This is a genomic window from Shewanella sp. AC91-MNA-CIBAN-0169 (assembly GCF_040310165.1).
In the GTDB taxonomy this organism is placed as follows: Bacteria; Pseudomonadota; Gammaproteobacteria; order Enterobacterales; family Shewanellaceae; genus Shewanella.
Window position 1 is genome coordinate 191,845 of record NZ_JBEOPM010000004.1, and the last position, 16,612, is coordinate 208,456.

Below are 16,612 nucleotides of genomic sequence, written 5' to 3' on the forward strand. Positions count from 1 at the left end.
GCAGTAAAAAAGCCCTGTCGGTTAATGTCGCCAGAGCTTTTTACCATTGACCACGTTACAACAGCATTATGCTTTTGGTGACGGGCACCCAAGATAGTCTTTTAGTGTTGCGTTAAATAAGGTGGCTTTTATGTCTACCGATAGATCTGTTGTGCTATTTGAAGTGGCACCTGCTTTGGGTAAATGTTGTAGCATATAATCAGGTGAGTAATCTGGTTCAGCCACCGTGGCGACCCATTCACAAGCTGTTTTTTTTTGTTCTGACGCAAGAAACTCCGCAAGCTTTTGCTCAAAATGTTGTTGTTCAAGAGCTGATAGCTTCCAAATAGAGTTTTTTTTAATTAACTCTACCACTGCGTGTGATGGCTTGTGGGTGACCCGTAGAGTATCAAAATACACATATGCGCCGGCTAAAAAATAGCCGTTAATTGCCGCGTTATAGTCTTGTGATTGTATACAAGCAGCAACAGAATGAAACAGCACAACAGGTGTTGTGTGATTATTCAATTGGCTAGGCATTAAGCAGTTTACTTCACTAGGTGGTTTAGCGTAATCAGGGATCACCACCGCGACTTCAGGTTCTGCTGGAGACGGCGTGCACGCCGGAATAAGCCTTTCATCTAATACTTTTATTTCCCAGTCATCTTTATTGCTAGGTCCATGCTGTGCGGATACGACGTAACGCATGCACTCTTTGGCTAATAGCGGATAAACTAATGTTGAAGAGGCTTTTTTGCTGCGTAGTGGTCCTGTGGTGCTTAGGTGTACAGTGTGATATCCCGGTTTAATATTTTTTGTCAGCTTACCGCTTTGAAAAGCACCATCAATGGCGATAATCTCAACATTATAATTGTCAGCATCTGATATCTTACTTTGACTACCATCAATCATGGCGTAAGGCGTCGACTGGCATCCTACTAAAACAAAACAACTGATAATTAAGGGTAATTTCATATTTTTTATACTTTCATTGTGAAATGGTGTATCTAATAAACACACTTTAAGGTGTTCAAAGTGTGTGACTTATTTGTTTATATTGATTTTATGGACAGGGACTAGATAACGAAAGGGCATAAAACCGCCAATATCAATAAGCGTACATTGCATTGAGTTAACTGACGAAGCACTTTCCATAGCACTTATTTTGTTTTACTAATGTAATTTTTTTGTTTCATTTTAGTCAAGGTAATTATTAACCTAAAGATGGCTCAGCGCAGGTTAAGCCTGAAGATATTGCTTGTTAAATTTTGCAGTAATACCAGCGCAGTGCGCACTTTAGCTTACAATCACAATAGCGGATTATGTGATCGCTATAGATTGTTAGCTGGGCACTTATCAGCCATACTTTTAAACATTAACGTTAACTTGAAACGTCAATTTGTGGCGTTAATCCGTGGCGTAAACCCATATCCTTAATCTGTTACTTATCAATGGCGTGCATTCATACCTCTTATGGCTTTAGAACCTTCATCTAGCAGCACTAATTCTTGTTCACGCAGTCGTGATAGATTGTCGTGGCTACGGTGTACCTTGCGCCGCAGCCAGCAAGAGGCGGTTGCATCGTCAACCATGACGGCCACCAGTGATAACTTTTTTAATGCTTATGCCATATTCTTAGGGGCTAGTTTAGGCCAAATGGGTTGGGTAACTGGCTTACCTCAATTGTTTGGCTCACTGGCGCAACTGTTGTCTGTGTGGTTAGCAAGCCACTTTAGCCGTCGGCAATTTATTGTGGCATGTGCAGTGTTACAAGCCGTAGTCGTGTTAGGTATGGGCGCGTTAGCGGCATTTAGACCAGATAATGCAGTGTGGTTATTTATTGGCTTAGCGGTGTTGTATCAAGGGTTTATCAACCTAATCCAACCGCATTGGCGTGCCTGGATGGGCATGATTGTACCGCAACGCCGACGAGGTGCTTTTTTTGCTTCACGTACTCGATTAACCATGATGGCCTCGCTGAGTGTGTTCTTTGTCGGCGGCGGTATTTTAACCTTAACCGACTCAATGCAAATGGCATGGTTGGGCTTTAGTTTACTGTTTTCGATTGCGGCAATGGGCCGGTTTACTTCAGCCTGGTTATTACTGCAAATGCACGACCCCGAGCCTAGGCTCGCCAAAGCGTCTGGGGTGTTTAAACAAACATTTGGTAATTTCCGCGAAGCATGGAAAGACAAAACTTTCCGCCATTACAGTTTATTTGTTGCGGGTATGCAGTGCATGGTTGCCATTTCGGCACCTTTTTTTGCAGTATACATGCTGGAAGAACTGCATTTTACCTATTTTGAATTTGTGCTTTCTAGTGTGGCCTCTATTTTTACGCAGTTTATTACCTTGCGATTCTGGGGCCGATTTAGCGATCTGTACGGCAATAGATTAGTGATGATCATTACCAGCTGTTTAATTCCTGGTTTGCCGTTATTGTGGCTTTTTTCCGACAACTATCTGTATATATTGGCGATTCAAGCCTTTTCCGGTTTAGCCTGGAGCGGCTTTACCTTAAGTACTGCCAATTACCTCTACGATATTCGACCTTTCCGTAGTGACTTTGCCATTTATGCCGCATTACAGGCGGCATTGAGTGCGGGTTTTGTGTTTGTTGGTGCGATGGTGGGGGGCGTCATTGCCTCGTATGCAGCAGAGTTTTTAATCTGGACAGGTTTAAACGCTTGGTTAACCAACCCCATATTTTTGGTGTTTATGGTATCGACCACCATGCGATCGCTGGTGGCATTGTGGTTTATTCCGCGCTCAGTTGAACCCAAAGCGCGCCCAAGGCCGCAATTACTGACACTTATTTTCCGCATCCGTGGTTTTAATGCCATATCGGGTGTCAGTTTAGATTGGTTAACCGTTGCTAAGAAAAAGCGTTCTAAAAATAAAGACTAAGAAAGGATAACTAACAATACTAATCTAGGCGGTAATCAAAAAACTTACGTTTATCTGGTCCAGAAACATTAGCGCTAATTTTGTTGGGGTTTAACTAATCTAGGCGGTAATCAAAAAACTTACGTTTATCTGGTCCAGAAGCATTAGCGCTAATTTTGTTGGGGTGCTTATATTCATCCCAACTGGCCACATTACGGCCCATATTTAACTGTGGAAAGTTAAGCTGTGGAAAGCTCAGCTGCGGAAAGTTTTGCGGCTGAGATTGAAGTTGTGGATATTGAAGCTGCCTAAATTTAGCCGTATCGGGCTTAGGTAAATCAATAAACTGCAGCAACGTAGCAAAGCTACCAGCAACACTTATATCAATGGTAATAAAGTCATCTCGCCCTGCAAAATAACTCATTACTTGTTGCTGGTGGCGCTGATAACAGGCCGTTAAATGCGCTTCATCAAACACATCCTCAACCTGCCATATATCAAAGCTATGATTAAAGCTGCGCTTCATTATTGGATGAAAACGGCCCTTGTCTTTATCTAAATGCACTAACATTCTGCCCAGTAACATTTGCATCGACGGCAACCACTTATCCATCGGCCTATCTAAATAGACAAATTTAGCGTTGGGAAATAACGCATCTAACTGCTGATAATCACTAAAACACGGCGCATCAGACACCGCATCGGCCAACATAAACGCCTGCTTCGTAAACGCCTGGTGGGCAACGGTTAACCCTTGCTCAAGCAACGCCACACTCACACTCGTGGTGCCCGTCCGCGGCAGGCCAATAATAAATACTTTATTTGCCTGTTCATTTGCCACAGTGGGTTTAGGCAAAGCGGCTTTAGGCTTAGCGGCTTGTGGTGATGTCGATACTTCAGTTAGCTTGGATGTCATTAATTACAGTCGCATAGTGTTATAGAAATTAAAGGTTATAGAGACAATAAACGATTATACCGAAATGCCTGTCAAGGTGTTATCGAGCTTGCTAATGGGAGCCATGAGGCAATTAATCATCCTATTCGCCTCACCTGGTGAGGCGAATAAATTGCTATTTGCCTCATGTTGTAAGTAGAATAGCTTGGTATGTGCATCAATACAGTATTTTAGTCAGCTAAACAGGGGTTAATATGTGGATTTGGCAACAGCAAGAATGGCCAGAGTTTGTATGGGATAATGCTCGTATAAGTGCACTATTGAGGCAAATTCAATTTAACCAGGGTTTGCTGCTGGGTAAAATAGGTTCTGAATCCGCTAGTCAATGGACACTCGATACCATGCTGGCCAATATCGTTTATTCAAGTGCTATTGAAGGAGAAAAGCTTAACGCATTTTCTGTACGTTCCTCTTTGGCGAATAAGCTTGGCGTGAGTGAAGAAAAACCTTATCCAACTACTGCACAAACAGATGGTTTAGCTGATATCACCTTAGATGCGCTACAAAACTGGCAACAGCCACTTAGCCTAACGCGTATTTTAGATTGGCATTCAATGTTATTTCCAGAAAACCAAACGGGGTTTAATCCTGTTGTTGGCGGTAAGTTACGTGGTAATGAACCTATGCAAGTAGTATCGGGGCGTTTAGACAAACCGACAGTGCATTTTGAAGCGCCTCCACGCAATACACTAGATCTTAACTTAACGCAGTTTTTTGAGTGGTTTAATCAATCACGAAATCAACCTAATGTCGACCCGCTCGTGCGCGCAGCCATCACCCATTTGTGGTTTGTCACCTTGCACCCGCTTGATGATGGTAATGGACGTATCACCCGTTTGCTCACCGACTTAGCACTCGCGCAAGCTGAGCATCGTTCTATTCATTTTTACACAATGTCAGTTAGTATTCTTGAGCGACGCAAAGCCTATTACGCAATATTAGAGTCTACCCAGCAAGGTGGCTTAGATATCACACCTTGGCTGCTGTGGTTTTTAGACACCTTAAATGACGCTATTCAACACACGCTCAATAGCATTGAGCAAACTACTGCTAAAACCCAATTTTGGCGTCGAGTGGACCAACGCTTACTCACTCCAGCGTTAACCACAGAACAAGTGAGAGTGCTAAATAGATTACTTGATGGTGACTTTAATGATGGGATCAGTAGTAGCCAGTATCAAAAAGTCGCTAAAGTCAGCCGCGCCACCGCCACCCGACATTTGGCTCAATTAGTTGAGCAGCAATGTTTGGTCAAAACCGGCGCGGGCGGCAGAAGCACAAGGTATGTGTTGGTGCGCTAATTTAATCGTTGTTCTGTAAGCATTTTATTGATAAATAATATTATTCTTAGTCGTAATATGCACTTATTGCTATGGTATATTCTTAGTGTTTTCACTTTCAAAAGGCCTATCTGACATGGAACAAGTTGGTATTTATGAAAAGCTTATTACTCAACTGATAGATAAAAGCATCAATCGTGATGTGTTCTATTTAGGTGAGCGGCCATTAGAAAGCGCTGAGGCCAGTGTTTGGCTATCGAGGTTTTTGACCAAGATAATGGAGAGTGCCATTGGTGCAATCCCTAGCGGAGACAATCAACTCACAGAGCAAATCGGTTTGGCAAATAAGTTAGTGCTTTGGTTGAAAGATCATGTTCAAGATGATCAATTGATTACTGAAAACTTACTCGATAGTAAAGGCCGTATATTAACAGCGCTATTTGATAAAAAAAATCCCATATCGACGGACTTTCCTGCGTTTACTAAAGCCATTTATCCGCTAACAGGATTAAGCCAAAGTGAACTTTTTTGTGGTAGCAACGCCGGAATTTCTTTAGACACAGAGTTAAAGCGCGAGATCCGCTCAGCAGACAAAATTTATTGGTTAGTGTCTTTTATTAAGTGGGCTGGCATTCGGATTTTTAAAAATGAACTTGAAGAGTTCACTCGAAGTGGCAAGACCCTGCGGATCATTACGACATCTTATATGGGGGCGACAGATGCTAAAGCAGTCGAGTTTTTAGCAAGCCTGCCAAATACTGAAGTTAAATTGAGTTACAACACTAAGCGCGAGCGTTTGCATGCGAAATCTTATTTGTTTTTGCGCAATACAGGATTTCATACCGGTTATATTGGGTCATCGAATTTATCGCATTCTGCGTTGACCAGTGGTCTTGAATGGAATTTAAAAATAACCACCCAAGAAATTCCTCATATAATCGATAAATCCCTCAACACCTTTGAGTCATATTGGCAATCCAGTGAATTTGAATTATTTGATGGCAATATTGAAGCTAAAAACAAACTTCATGAAGCATTGCGTGAGGCTAAAGGTAGTTATAGCGAAAGCAGCACCTTTCATTTTGATATAAAACCTTTTGCACATCAGCGAGAGATTCTTGAGCAGTTAAATGTTGAGCGTAGTATTCATCAGCGGTATAAAAATCTAGTAGTTGCAGCTACGGGCACTGGTAAAACGCTTATTTCAGCGTTTGATTTTGCCCGTTTTTATAAACTGCATCCAGAAGCTAATTTCTTATTCGTGGCTCATCGACAAGAAATTCTTAAGCAAGCATTGTCTGCGTACCGTGGTGTATTGAAGAATAATCAGTTTGGTGAATTGTGGGTTGCTGAGCACAAGCCTAATAGCTACCGGTATTTGTTTGCTTCGATACAAAGCTTAAACCTGCAATTATCAAGCTTACCGCTCACCACTGATTTTTATGATTATATTGTGATAGATGAAGTTCATCACATTGCAGCCAGTAGTTATCGAGGATTATTAGCGCATTTCTCACCCAAGATTTTATTGGGGTTAACAGCCACGCCAGAGCGTCATGATGGGCAAAACATTCTGGATGACTTTTGTGGCGTAATAGCTGCAGAAATTCGTTTGCCCGAAGCAATCAATCAGCGCTATTTATGTCCTTTCCAATACTTTGCTATTGATGATGATACCGACCTTCGCAAAATTAAATGGCATCAAGGGCGATATGATATTGCAGAGCTAAGTCATTTATATACTCATAATGAACAAAGAGTTGTGCGCATTATTAGAAGCCTTAATGACACGGTCACTGACATTCGTCAGATAAAAGCTTTGGCGTTTTGTGTCAGCAAAGAACATGCAGAATACATGGCGAAGAAGTTCAACTTAGCCGGTATTAGTGCGGATGTGCTCACCAGTGATAATAGTCATGAGCGGCAACAAAAACGCCAGAGTTTAATCAGCGGTCATGTACACATTTTGTGTGTGGTGGATATTTTTAATGAAGGTGTCGATATTCCAGACGTTGATACATTATTGTTTTTACGTCCAACCGAAAGCTTAACCATTTTTTTACAGCAGCTAGGACGAGGATTGCGTCTAACCGATGATAAACAGTGCTGTACAGTATTGGATTTTGTGGGTAATTCTCGTGATGAATACGACTTTTCACAAAAGTTTCGCGCGCTGGTTGGTAAAACGAATCAATCGATTAAAGATGAGATAACCAATGACTTTCCTCATTTGCCATTAGGTTGTCGAATCGAGTTAGAAGAACAGACTCAGGCAATGATTTTACGAAATATTAGCCGTGCAACGATGAATGTTAGCAGGTTGCGACAGCTGATCAATAATTTCGAGCACCAAAGTACGCTTACCTTAAGCTTGGTTAATTTTTTACGTTTTAACCCAAATGTTAATTTAGAAGATATTTATAAGCTAAAAATGAGTTGGCTAGAACTCGTTGAGAGCGCAAATAGAAATCAAATAAATGAGCCAAATTTAGATACGAGTCTGGCTAAAGCCTACTATCGCGCGATAAATAATCATTTGTTCGCTTGCAGTTCTATCTCATATTTACAGTTTTTAAAGCAGCTAATTATCGATAATTTCAGCTTCGACGATACCAATGCAACTCAGCGCCAATTTGCATTAGCGTGCCATTATAACTTTTGGGATAAGTCGGGTGCCGAGCTAGGTTTTGCCAGCCTTAAGCAAAGTGTTGCGGCATTGAGACATGCTCGATTACAAGCTGAACTCCTTGATGTCATATCGTTACTTATCGATCGTATCCATCATCATGAACTTGAAATGCATATCCCCACATTAGATGTCTTAAAAGTGCATTCAAGATATACCAGAGAACAAATACTCGCAGCCAGTGGAGCCAGCTCCTTTGATAGAAAATCCACCGCCCGTGAAGGCGTTTTAGTTCTTAAGGAGCGTAATGTTGAATTGCTGTTTGTGACCTTGAAAAAGTCAGTAAAGCAGTTTTCTCCCACGACTATGTATCATGATTATGCGATTAACGAGTCGCTATTTCATTGGCAATCTCAAAATAGTGCAAGACCAGAATATGGAAGAGGTTTGGGCTATATTGAGCATGAAAAAATGGGCCGTAAATTGATTCTGTTTGTGCGAGAGCAAGCGAAAGATGAAAACGGCCGAACCATGGGCTTTGTCAATTTTGGTGAAGTGATTTATAGGAAACACGCTGGGGCGCAGCCAATGAATATAACCTGGAAATTAATGACTCCTATGCCAGATGCTATGTGGCACGAAGCCGCGAAATTGGCGGTAGGATAAGCTAGCCATATCGTCCTCTGCAGCTGTTGAAAACAGGATGTTTTCGTCAAGCCCCCATGGATGGGTTTACGGTGTATCGTTTTAGGAAACATGTTGATAATTGGGATATTTCGTATTAATAACTTCAATAGTATTTAAGTCGTATTAACTTTAGAGTGAAGATATTTGGGGGTTATTATTTGGGGTGTATTCAGGAATGCTTCGTCATTATTGAAGATTATATACTCAAATGTAATCCTGTCGTATCCTATTTAAATTAAAGTGGGTTTACAAATTATATGTAAATAGTTAGTACAAAAGGAATTGATGATGTCTATATATAAGTCTTCAAATAGAGTTGAAAATCAAACTCTGAGTTTATCGCACCTTAGAGCTATTTGGAAAAGCGAACACAATGTGAGCGATAAACTATTAAGTGAAGTGGCTGAAGAGTTGAATTATAACGTTAATAAGTGTCAACTTAATACAGAATTAAGAATGTGTCACTTTATCGCTCAAGTAATGCATGAAGTTGGAGGTAAATTCAACTTAGAGGAGAATCTTAATTACAACGAAATGGCTTTGATATCTATATTCTCACATTATGGACGAACTCCTTCTGATGCAAAAGATCACGCATATAACAAGGCTACTAATAAAAAAGCGGATATCGAAGCTATTGCAAATCATGCATATGCGAATCGAATGGGTAATGGCAGTGTAGAGTCTGGTGACGGCTGGAAATATAGAGGTAGAGGTATACTTCAATTAACCGGGAAATCAAATTATATTTCAATGAAAACAAAGCATAATAACTTGTGGAGTGCAAGTGTCGATTTTGTCGCAACCCCCGATTTATTACTACAACCCAAATTTGCAGTAAGATCTGCTCTAATATTCTGGCTGGAACATCAGCTTTATAGAAAAGCAGATATAGGGGAAAGTCGAATGGTTACGGATAGTATTACTAAAGTCATTAATAGTAAGACAACAAGTTACAATAAACGTCATGATAATTTAACTGATTTATTAAGAAGAAAGGTATTTAAAGATGTTTTTTAATAAAGGCTTTTATTTTTTTATAGTATTTTTAACTTCATTTTCACTAAATGCAAATGAGTTCAGATTATCTGAGTGGACTGATCAAGAGTATTTGTTATATTCTCCCTCTGAAGGTGCTGCTGAAGTAATTATAAACCGTCAAGCGTCAAATGACTTACAGTTAATTGCTGTTATACATGCTAGGTGCGAAGGAATAGATTACAGAGTTCCAGTAATTAGGGGGTACTTTGAAACAGGAGTGAGTAGTGCGGAATATTTGGAGTATGTCATCTTCAAATATGAAGATAAGATATATTCACCAATAAAATCAATTAGTTCATATTATGTTATTCCAAGTGATAAAAGTGAGTCTGTAAAACCTCATTTTTTAGAGTTTGAAACACAAAATACGACAGGCGGTTTTTGTAAGTATATAAATAACAAGACCGAATATGACAATCCTATTTATATTCAAAGTGATAAATGACATTTTCAGCGTTTTTGATGCAAACTAATACTCAACGGCTCAACTTTTGTGGGGATGTTTGACATTAAATTCAGTATTGCTTTGAAGCAGACTTGTTCTAGCCTAGATATTTTCGCTTTTGCGATTGATCAGACAAGATCTTTTCTCCAAGTCTCATGGATGGATTTTTGCGTGTTGCAGATGGCGATATGGTGGGCGGATTAACCCATGAACCTGTCGATAACTCATCAGATAATTGTAGTTTTCTAGGTCTTCGTTTTTAGTTCATCGGTCTTTAGGTTCTCAATGATTAAACACAAAAATGGCAGCCACTTTGGCTGCCATTCTTATTGATGCTAGTAACTTATTTGGGTCAATTCACTAGCGGTTTATCACTTTAGTTCTTAGCTCAAAGCCAAAGCGCTAGCTAGGGCTAGTTAATAGCCATCGATATAAAGTAACCCACAAATGTTGCGGTTACTACGCCAATAAAGCCTGGAATAATAAAGCTGTGGTTGAGTACATATTTACCAATGTGGGTGGTGCCGGTTCTATCAAAACTAATTGCCGCTAAATCGCTTGGGTAGAATGGGAAGAAGAAGTAGGCATAACACGCTGGCAGTACACCAATTAATACTGGTGCTGGAATACCGAGTGAATACCCTAATGGCAACATAATGGTTAATACCGCAGCCTGACTTTTTAAGAAAATAGACGACACAAACATCGCAATAGCAAATGTCCATGGATACACGCTGACAATGTCGCTTACCGCACTCACTAAATAGGTTTTATGGTGTTCAATAATGGTGTCACTCATCCATGCGATACCAAAAATGATAATGACCGCAGTCATACCGGCGGTAAACACGTTACTGGTGACAATTTTTTTCGGTGAGATATTGGTGGCGAGTAATATTACTCCACCGACTGACAACATCATAAATTGAATCGCTACCGACATGCTGACGCCAGCTGGCAGTATTTGCTTACTAAACATCGCCACCATGATAACGGCAAATATACCCAGTAAAAATACTGTTAAGCCTTTCTTTGCGGTCGATTCGGCCTGGGGTGTTTGCACCTCATCTGCTTTTGGGTCGGTTAATGCTTCACGAAACTCATCATCTGTTAAACGTGCCTGAAACTCTTCATCTTTATCTAAATCTTTACCGCGCTTTAAGCTCCAAGTACACGCTACTAGTAAGCCTGTTAGTGTGGCGGGAATGGTCACCATGAGTACATCAAGTAAGTTAATATCTAGATTATTATCAACGGCGGTGGCAAGCACTACTGCTGCTGCTGCGGCAATTGGGCTGGCAGTAATACCCATTTGTGATGCTACAGTTGCCATGGCTAATGGACGTTCTGGGCGGATGCCTTTTTTGTACGCCACATCGTAAATTACAGGAAGAAGGGGATAAACAGAATGACCAGTACCAACCAGAACGGTTAATGAATAGGTACATAGTGGGCCTAAAAAGACGATATGTTCAGGATGTTTGCGCAACAGCTTTTCAGCAAACTTTACCAACAGCTTTAAACCGCCTGTGGCCTCTAACGTCGCCGAAGCCGCCACTACGGCTAGAATAATTAACATTACACTGATAGGTGGCGCACCTGGTGCAACGCCAAATACAAATGCGAGTACCGAAACACCTAACCCGCCCAATAAACCAAAGGCGATACCGCCATGGCGAATACCAACAAATATCACCGCTAATAACAGCAGCATGTGTATATAAAACATCGTGTTTTCTCCCCGCGTAGGTTTTTATGTAGGTTGTTATTATTTTTAACCTTTTGAAAGTATCTCACTACATCTTTGGGGTTAGTGATGTAACTCAAGCTATTGAATTGGGTATGGTAATAAATGTTTAAAACGTGAACAACATTACATATCAGTGCGTATATTGTTTTGCGTCACTTTTATAGGGGAGGGTGAACTGTATTCGAAGCACAAAGTATGCAGTTAACTACTCTGTTGACTTGCTTTGAGTAACATTTTAGCAATCGTTTTATCGTTACATTGTATTAGCTGCCAACGCTGGCAGTTGTTGAATGTGCAGTAGTGATCAATGGCCTCGATTAACGCAGCAACAAAATGTGTTTTGTCATTTAATTCATCATGTTGGTTCGTCAATTTTTGCGTTTCAATGTGCAGGTTTTGCAGTAACAAACATTGGTTTTTACGGTCGGCTTTTACATCCACGCGGCCAACAAAACCGTCACGCCATAGAATGGGCAGTGAATAATAACCGAATTGGCGTTTAGCCTCAGGCACATACACTTCTATTTGGTAATCAAACCCAAACCATTGCCGAAGCTTTTGGCGTTGAATGACTAAATTATCAAACGGATTAAGTAGCCAGACTTTATTGTGAATAGCAGTGGGTAAGGTGAGCGTAGGTTGGTAGAAGTAAACGTGTTGTGTATTGGCGCTGGGGTCGGTAAAGCTGGCGATATCACCTTGTTCGCACAGTTGCGCTAATGTTTGGCTGAGTAGAGGTTTAAGGCCTTTGCGTAAATATTGTATTTGCTGCAAATTACCAAAACCATGCGCCGATAAATAACGCTGAATCAAGTGTTGGGCAAATTCTGTATCGCTAGGCACTGTGGTGTCGGTATGCTTGGGTAGTACTCGCTCGGTTAAGTCGTACACTTTTTGAAACTTGTCGCGCCTAGCAACCATTAACTCGCCTTGCATAAACAACTGCTCAAGCGCTTTTTTAGCCGGTTTCCAGTCCCACCAAGTGCCATTTTTAGTGTCTGATTCATGGGTGAACTGACTGGTTTTTAATGGACCTTCGGCACTAATACGGGCTTTAACTTCACGCATGACTTTATGTTCTGGTTCAAACCAATGCTTACCACCTTGTTGTAATTGCTGTTTGCGATACAGGCTAAAACGGTAATCTTCAATAGGCAGATAAGCAGCCGCATGGGACCAGTACTCAAACACGGTTTTATCGCTCATTGCTGCATCTAACATGGTGGCAGAATATTCGGGCAGACGACTGTGTAATACATGATGATGCGCGCGTTCAACCACATTAATAGAGTCAATTTGCACATAACTTAATTGCTGGATAAGCTTTGGCAATGACTCCAAAGGCTGTAATAAACCTTGCTGCTGCATACTTAGCTGTAACCATTGTTTAGCTGATAAAGGGTTTGTCATTAAGCGCCCTATATTGAATGGGTAAACAAATTAAAACACGAGGATAAGTGCCATTGTAGGTCGAATTTTATAGTAGTGTACATCTCGCTGTTTATGATGGGTCTCTATAAATGACGGCGAGAGAATGTTGATATTTTTCACACGCTTTAGCGAGTAAATCTCACCTTAACGGTTACAGCGTGTAAGTTGTATTTTAATGCTTACAGCATGTAAGCCTGAGCTGTTTACTCATTAACATATTCAGCATTGGCTGAAAAATCCAAACCTAAAATCCAAAAAATTAAGCCCAGCAAATGCTGGGCTTAATGTTACTACGTCCAAGCTTTAAGCTTACTCGACGTTTTGGATCTGCTCGCGCATTTGCTCAATCAGTACTTTTAATTCAACTGCGGCAGAAGTGATTTCTGCGCTGATTGATTTAGAGGCTAGGGTGTTTGATTCACGGTTAAACTCTTGCATCATGAAGTCTAGACGGCGGCCTTCGCTGCCACCTTTTTTAAGGATGCGGCGAGCTTCAGTTACGTGAGCTTCAAGGCGGTCCATTTCTTCGGCAACATCTTGCTTTTGCGCCAATAACACCATTTCTTGTTCGATACGGGCAGGGTCTAATTCACCAGCAATATCGGCTAAGCGGTTAGTTAATTTGTCGCGTTGATACTGCATTACCGTTGGCATGTGTTCACGCACAACCTTCACTTGCTCCATTACGCCGTCTAAACGGGTCAGTAGCATGTCTTTAATCGCTTCACCTTCACGGCCGCGAGCTTCGATAAACTGATCGATGGCACTGTCGAACGCGATCATTAAATCGGCACCTACACTATCCATATCTTGCTCTGCTGCGGATAGAACGCCAGGCCAGCGCAGTATATCTGTTAGGCTGAGTTCGCCTTGTCCGGCTTCTTGTTTTAACCAGTTTGCTGCACTTAATAGCTGTTTGGCTAAATCTTGATTCAGTTGTAATTCATTACTGCTGTTGTCGGCGAGTTCATAACGTAAATTAACTTCGATTTTGCCGCGGTTAAGGCGTTTACGTAAGCGATCGCGTAAGACAGGTTCAAAGCTGCGAAACTGCTCAGGTAGGCGCAGGTAGGTTTCTAAGTAGCGCTGGTTGACTGAACGGATTTCCCATGAGGCGGTGCCCCATTGTGCTTTGTGCTCGATACGAGCGTAGGCTGTCATGCTTTGGATCATGAAGTGTCCTGTTATGTTATTACGCGAATGTGAGTTGATTATAGCCGTTTTAGCGGATGGGATTAAAGGATTAGTCGATAGATTTGTGGCTTATCGCTGCTTACCATGGCATCTAACGGCGTGAAGCTCTATAATATGGGCTCAAATATGATATGAATTCGACTACAGGACTTTTCATGCGCCCAAGTAACCGTACACCAGCTCAAACTCGCCCTATCACTATTACGCGTTCTTTTACTGCACATGCTGAAGGCTCTGTTTTAGTTGAGTTTGGCGACACAAAAGTATTATGTACAGCAAGTTTCACTGAAGGCGTTCCACGTTTTCTTAAAGGCCAAGGCCAAGGTTGGGTAACTGCTGAATACGGTATGTTACCGCGTTCAACTCACAGCCGCATGGACCGTGAAGCGGCTCGTGGTAAGCAGTCTGGCCGTACTCAAGAAATTCAACGTTTAATTGGTCGTGCATTACGTGCAGCTGTAGACATGAAGTTGTTAGGTGAAAACACTATCGTTATCGATTGTGATGTTATTCAAGCTGATGGCGGTACGCGTACTGCGGCTATTACTGGTGCTTGTGTGGCGTTAGTTGATGCGCTTAACTGGGCTCGTGGTAAAGGCATTATTAAAGCTAACCCACTTAAGTTTTTAATTGCTGCTGTTAGTGTTGGTATTTACAAAGGCGAAGCGATCAGTGATTTAGAATACATTGAAGACAGCGCTGCTGAAACTGACATGAACGTTGTGATGACAGAAACCGGTAAGATTATTGAAATTCAAGGTACTGCAGAAGGCGAACCATTTAGCCATGAAGAGTTACTTGAGTTGTTAGTGTTAGCTAAAAACAGTATTCGCGAAATTGTCGATGTGCAAAAAGCCGCATTAAGTTAATATGCTGTTGAAAAATGAGGACCGATTACGGTCCTTTTTTTTAATCTAAAATTTGATGAAAGAGGAATAACCGTGAAAGCCTATCAACGCGAATTTATTGAGTTTGCTTTAGCCCGCCAAGTATTACGTTTTGGTGAGTTTACCCTTAAATCTGGCCGTACGAGTCCGTACTTTTTTAATGCAGGATTGTTTAATACGGGTAAAGACTTAGCGCGTTTAGGTCGCTTTTATGCTGCGGCGTTAATGGACTCGGGTATTGAGTTCGATTTGTTATTTGGCCCAGCGTATAAAGGTATTCCGATAGCGACAACCACAGCTGTAGCGTTATGCGATCATCACGATGTGGATATTCCTTACTGCTTTAATCGTAAAGAAGCCAAAACCCACGGCGAAGGTGGCAGTTTGGTGGGCAGCGAGTTAAAAGGCAAAGTCATGTTGGTGGACGATGTGATCACCGCTGGTACGGCTATTCGTGAATCGATGGAAATTATTAATGCCCACAATGCCCAACTTGCTGGTGTGTTGATTGCACTTGATCGTCAAGAAAAAGGTAAGGGCGAGCTGTCGGCGATTCAAGAAGTTGAACGCGATTTTGGTTGTCAGATTGTGTCGATTATTAAGCTTGCTGATTTAATCAGTTACTTGTCTGAAAAGCCGGGTATGGAAGCAGAACTTGCTTCAGTTAGCGCGTATCGTGAGCAATACGGCATTTAATCTTATTCAAATTTAAAACAAAAACGCAGCTCCTAGATGACAACATCGGTGGCTGCGTTTTTATTTGCGTGTTATTTACCACATTATTTTACTTGGTGTAAAAACTCGGCGCGGGTAGCTGGGTTTGATTTAAAAATACCGCCAAGCGCTGTAGTGGTAGTAGAGCTAGTTGAGTCCATGACGCCGCGGGATTTAACGCAGTAATGTACCGCATCCATTTTTACCGCAACGTCTTTGGTTTCAAGTAGAGTTTGCAGTGCCACTAACACTTGTTGGGTTAGGCGCTCTTGTACTTGTGGGCGTTGGGAAAAGAAGCGCACGATACGATTGATTTTAGACAAGCCAATAATTTTTGTGCGTGGCAAATAAGCCACCGTTGCGAAGCCATCAATGGTCACTAGGTGGTGTTCGCAGGTGCTGGTAAGACTGATGTCTTGTACACGCACCATTTCATCTACACCCATTTTGTTTTCGATAACCGTGATCTTAGGGAAGTTTTCGTAATCAAGCCCAGAGAATATTTCGTCGACATACATTTTTGCGATACGACGAGGAGTATCAACTAAGCTGTCGTCGGTTAGGTCGAGTGACATTAAGGTCAAGATTTCACGCATATGGTGTTCAATTTTGACTTTACGTTCTTCAGGCGTGGAAGTTTTTGGCAGCATTGGGGTTTCTAACCCACGGTCTTTTAGCGCTGCTTGTACTTTTATTGCGGCTTCACTGAGTGCCATATATCCTCCAACTACTCGATA

At 41.5% G+C, this 16,612-nt stretch carries 13 protein-coding genes; 7 read left to right on the forward strand and 6 right to left on the reverse strand.

Annotated features, from left to right (window positions below; translation table 11 throughout):
- Positions 1–66: 66 nt before the first annotated feature.
- Positions 67–954 (reverse strand): hypothetical protein, encoded by an 888-nt coding sequence (locus AAEY98_RS06160; protein WP_350978382.1) that lies wholly within the window; start codon positions 952–954, stop codon positions 67–69.
- 498 nt (positions 955–1,452) lie between these two features.
- On the opposite strand from AAEY98_RS06160, the gene AAEY98_RS06165 reads away from it, so the two are divergent.
- Positions 1,453–2,886, forward strand: a complete 1,434-nt coding sequence (locus AAEY98_RS06165) for an MFS transporter (RefSeq protein WP_350978383.1) — start codon at positions 1,453–1,455, stop codon at positions 2,884–2,886.
- Positions 2,887–2,980: 94 nt separating this feature from the next.
- On the opposite strand, the gene AAEY98_RS06170 is transcribed toward AAEY98_RS06165, so the two are convergent.
- Positions 2,981–3,781 (reverse strand): sulfotransferase family protein, encoded by an 801-nt coding sequence (locus AAEY98_RS06170; RefSeq protein ID WP_351015634.1) that lies wholly within the window; start codon positions 3,779–3,781, stop codon positions 2,981–2,983.
- Positions 3,782–4,014: 233 nt separating this feature from the next.
- On the opposite strand from AAEY98_RS06170, the gene AAEY98_RS06175 reads away from it, so the two are divergent.
- The 4 genes from AAEY98_RS06175 (at position 4,015) to AAEY98_RS06190 (ending at position 9,899) form a co-directional block, all read left to right on the forward strand.
- A complete protein-coding gene (locus AAEY98_RS06175; protein ID WP_351015637.1) occupies positions 4,015–5,121 on the forward strand; it encodes a Fic family protein in 1,107 nt (368 codons plus the stop codon).
- Between the two features lie 115 nt (positions 5,122–5,236).
- A complete protein-coding gene (locus tag AAEY98_RS06180; RefSeq protein WP_351015665.1) occupies positions 5,237–8,392 on the forward strand; it encodes a DUF3427 domain-containing protein in 3,156 nt (1,051 codons plus the stop codon).
- 306 nt (positions 8,393–8,698) lie between these two features.
- Positions 8,699–9,433: a glycoside hydrolase family 19 protein gene (locus AAEY98_RS06185; RefSeq protein WP_351015640.1), complete on the forward strand. Its 735-nt coding sequence runs from the start codon at positions 8,699–8,701 to the stop codon at positions 9,431–9,433.
- Positions 9,423–9,899: a hypothetical protein gene (locus tag AAEY98_RS06190; protein ID WP_162024103.1), complete on the forward strand. Its 477-nt coding sequence runs from the start codon at positions 9,423–9,425 to the stop codon at positions 9,897–9,899. The genes AAEY98_RS06185 and AAEY98_RS06190 overlap by 11 nt, the downstream gene beginning before the upstream one ends.
- A gap of 412 nt (positions 9,900–10,311) precedes the next feature.
- On the opposite strand, the gene AAEY98_RS06195 is transcribed toward AAEY98_RS06190, so the two are convergent.
- The 3 genes from AAEY98_RS06195 to AAEY98_RS06205 form a co-directional block, all read right to left on the reverse strand.
- On the reverse strand, positions 10,312–11,628 hold the full coding sequence (locus AAEY98_RS06195) for an anaerobic C4-dicarboxylate transporter (RefSeq protein ID WP_011639250.1): 1,317 nt from the start codon (positions 11,626–11,628) through the stop codon (positions 10,312–10,314).
- 222 nt (positions 11,629–11,850) lie between these two features.
- Positions 11,851–13,059: a winged helix-turn-helix domain-containing protein gene (locus AAEY98_RS06200; protein ID WP_351015643.1), complete on the reverse strand. Its 1,209-nt coding sequence runs from the start codon at positions 13,057–13,059 to the stop codon at positions 11,851–11,853.
- Between the two features lie 330 nt (positions 13,060–13,389).
- A complete protein-coding gene (locus tag AAEY98_RS06205) occupies positions 13,390–14,253 on the reverse strand; it encodes a YicC/YloC family endoribonuclease (protein ID WP_182744054.1) in 864 nt (287 codons plus the stop codon).
- Positions 14,254–14,429: 176 nt separating this feature from the next.
- Between AAEY98_RS06205 and rph the strand changes: the two genes are divergently transcribed.
- The gene (gene rph, locus AAEY98_RS06210) at positions 14,430–15,143 is read left to right on the forward strand and encodes a ribonuclease PH (protein WP_011639245.1); all 714 of its coding nucleotides are present in this window, start codon (positions 14,430–14,432) and stop codon (positions 15,141–15,143) included.
- 72 nt (positions 15,144–15,215) lie between these two features.
- The gene (gene pyrE, locus AAEY98_RS06215; RefSeq protein WP_101088525.1) at positions 15,216–15,857 is read left to right on the forward strand and encodes an orotate phosphoribosyltransferase; all 642 of its coding nucleotides are present in this window, start codon (positions 15,216–15,218) and stop codon (positions 15,855–15,857) included.
- Between the two features lie 83 nt (positions 15,858–15,940).
- Here pyrE and folE read toward each other — a convergent pair whose 3' ends face one another.
- The gene (gene folE, locus AAEY98_RS06220) at positions 15,941–16,591 is read right to left on the reverse strand and encodes a GTP cyclohydrolase I FolE (RefSeq protein ID WP_011639243.1); all 651 of its coding nucleotides are present in this window, start codon (positions 16,589–16,591) and stop codon (positions 15,941–15,943) included.
- Positions 16,592–16,612 lie beyond the last annotated feature (21 nt).